This is a genomic window from Paenibacillus sp. 598K, assembly GCF_003851045.1.
In the GTDB taxonomy this organism is placed as follows: Bacteria; Bacillota; Bacilli; order Paenibacillales; family Paenibacillaceae; genus Paenibacillus_D.
On sequence record NZ_BFBX01000162.1, the window covers coordinates 1 to 3,262 of the forward strand.

General features: G+C 66.5%; 1 protein-coding gene. It reads left to right on the forward strand.

Annotation, left to right across the window (positions count from 1 at the left end; all coding sequences use genetic code 11):
- Positions 1–201 precede the first annotated feature (201 nt).
- On the forward strand, positions 202–3,262 hold a 3,061-nt coding region (locus PA598K_RS32630), incomplete at its 3' end, for a DEAD/DEAH box helicase (RefSeq protein ID WP_148092028.1).

Genomic DNA, 3,262 nt, shown 5'->3' on the forward strand with positions numbered 1-3,262 from the left:
AACAACTGCACTTTTGCATTAAAATCCCGATTGCGCGCGCTTTGGAGCATAATTAGAGGTATTATTGCAGTTACGCTAATTACGCTAAGGATGACAGGATAACAGATCATTGGGGCGATAGCGGTGGCGCACGTTTGACGGCAGCCGCTGGCAGGCTACAATGGGAGTAGAGAAGCAGCTTCACCCGAAGGAGGCATCGCTATGGCAACATCATCCCGACGCGGGCCGCTTGCCCTGTTCCACCCTGCGCTCGCTGCATGGTTCAGCGGCGCATTCGGCAAGCCTACACCGGTGCAGCTGGACGCCTGGGAGGCGATCCGGCGCGGCGAGCATACGCTGATCGCTGCGCCCACCGGCTCAGGCAAGACGCTGGCCGCCCTGCTGCCCTGTCTCGACCGGATCGTCCAGACCAAGCTGGCCGGGCGCGCCCCGGCCGGTGTCCGAGTCGTCTATGTGACGCCGCTCAAAGCGCTCAACAACGACATCCATCATCATATCGAGGCGTTCGTGGCGGCTATCGACGCGCAAGCCGCAGCAGGTAGCTCGGGCTCCGACTGGCCGGGCTTGCGGAGCGCGGTCCGCACTGGCGATACGAAGAGCAGCCAGCGCGCCGCGATGCTGCGCCAGCCGCCGGATGTGCTGGTGACGACGCCCGAATCGCTCTATATCTTGCTGACATCGGCCAAGGGCCGCGACATGCTGCGGACGACCGAGCAGGTCATCGTCGACGAGATCCACGATCTCGCGCCGGACAAGCGGGGCGCTCATCTGTCGCTGACGCTCGAGCGGCTCGTCCACGCCTGCGGCCATCCAGTCCAGCGCATCGGCGTCTCGGCCACGCAGCGTCCGCTCTCCCGCGTCGCCCGCTTCCTCGGAGGCTGGGAGCCGGCAGAGAGCACTGGCGACAGCCGTGAAGCAACAGTGACGTTGAATGTCGTAGAGGGCGACCACTGTGTGTCGGAGTCCGTCGAGAACGCAGACGAGAGTCGCGGAACGGAAGAGCTGAAGGCGAACAATGATGAAGGTCGCGAAGCGGCACAGCCGGTGGCGAACGCTGGCGACAGACGCAAGGCGACACAGCCGGTGGCGAGCCACGCTGCAACTGCACCGGCGATGTCAGCAATCGTTGCCTCGCGCCGCGACGCGCTCGCAGATGACGCAGCGACCGGGCAGGCGTTCTGCCATCCGCTCGGCTATCTTCCCCGCCCCGTCACCGTCATCGAGAGTCCGATGGACAAGGCGCTGGAGGTGCGCGTGACGATGCCCGATCCAAGCCTTGCGCTGACGACGCGCGAGTCGGTCTGGTATCCGCTGCTCGACCGCATCCTGCAGCTCATGGAGGGCTGCCGCTCTGTGCTCATCTTCACCGTCAGCCGCAGACTATGCGAGCGGCTCACGCTGCGGCTCAATGACTACGTCGGCCATGAGAATGCGAAGTCCCATCACGGCAGTCTGGCGCGCGAGCGGCGACTCGCCGTCGAGCAGCAGCTTAAGGCAGGCGAGCTGCGCGCGATCGTCGCCACCTCCTCGCTGGAGCTCGGCATCGACGTCGGTCATATCGATCTCGTCATCCAGATCGACTCGCCGCTGTCGGCCGCCTCCGGCATCCAGCGGATCGGCCGCGCCGGTCACCAGGTCGGCGCCGCCAGCCGCGGCTACCTGCTCGTCCGGCACCCCGGCAGCTTGCCCGAGGTCGCCATGCTGGCCCGCAAGATCCGCGAGCGGGACATCGAGGAGATCGAGATCCCCCGCCAGCCGCTCGACGTGCTGTCCCAGCAGACGGTGGCGCTGACGGCGATGGACGACTGGACGACGGCGGAGCTGTATCGACTCGTCTTGCGCAGCGACAGCTACCGCGCCCTGCCGCTGTCGCGACTGCGGGGGATGCTAAGCGTGCTGTCGGGGTTCTATCCGTTCGCCCGGCCGCTCCTCGCCTGGGAGCGCGAGCAGGATCGTCTCACCCGGCTGCGGGGCACGGCGATGGCCGCGCTCACAGGCGCAGGGACGATCCCGCAGAGCTCTGGTTATCCGGTCCATCATGCCGACAGCCGCGTCCATCTCGGAGAGCTCGACGAGGAGTTCGTCCATGAGAGCCGCGTCGGAGATGTCTTCCAGCTCGGCACCAGCTCCTGGATGATCCGAGAGATCCGCAAGGACCGTATCTACGTCGCCGAGACGACGAACAGCTATAGCGAGATCCCGTTCTGGCGCAATGAAGCCGGCGGCCGCTCCTTCGAGCTAGGCGAGACGCTCGGCCGCCTACTGGCCGAGCTGCACCGGCGGCTCGAGACCGACTCGGAGAGCGCGGGCCATCCCGAGCAGACGCTGGCGTGGTTGGATGCCGAGTACGGCATGGACGCCCGCTCCGGCGAGCGGTTCATCGAGCTGATCCGGTCGCAGTCGGCAGCTACACCGCTGCCGACGGACACTCGGCTCGTCGTCGAACATTATGAGGATCTGCAGGGCAAGACCCATGTCGTCCTGCACAACCATTGGGGACGGCGGCTCAACCGCACCTGGCAGCTCGCGCTGGAGCGCCAGATTCAACAGGCGCTCCCGTACCGGATCTATAGCAATGCCACGGACAGCGGCCTCGAGTTCGTCGTGCCGAACTGGGACGCCTCCTGGCTGCAGCTGCTCTGGCAGGTGACGCCGGAGACAGTCGAGGAGCTGCTGCTGGCCGCCGTGCCGGGCTCGCCGCTGCTGGCGATCGCCTTCCGCCGGATCGCCGAGACGTCGCTGCTGCTCTCCCGCAGCTTCACCCGGACGCCGATGTGGCAGAAGCGGCTGCGCAGCGAGGAGCTGCTCAAGGAATCGCTGCCGTACGCGGAGCAGTTCCCTTACTTGCAAGAAGCGATGCGTGAGTGTCTGCATACGTATCTCGACCTGGACACGCTGCGGACGCAGTTGGCCCGCATCCAGGGCGGCGAGATCGCCATCGAGGTGTGCGAGACGCGGCGGCCGTCGCCGATGGCGGCGCGCTTCGTCGAGGACTACGCCAACATGCAGCTCTATGAGGGCGAAGGTCTCGACCCGTCCACCCAACTGCAGCTCATGTCGGTGAGCCGCGACTGGGCGAGCCGCCTGTTCGGCCAGGAGGTGCTGGAGCAGGCGCTCGATCCCGAGGTGCTCGTCGAGGAACGCCAGCGGCTGGCCGAGCCTGCCCAGCGACCGGGCGATGCCGGCGAGCTGCTGGCGCTGCTGAAGCGACGCGGCGATGCCAGCACGGACGAGTTGGTCCGGCTCAGCGGCGAGACAGCGG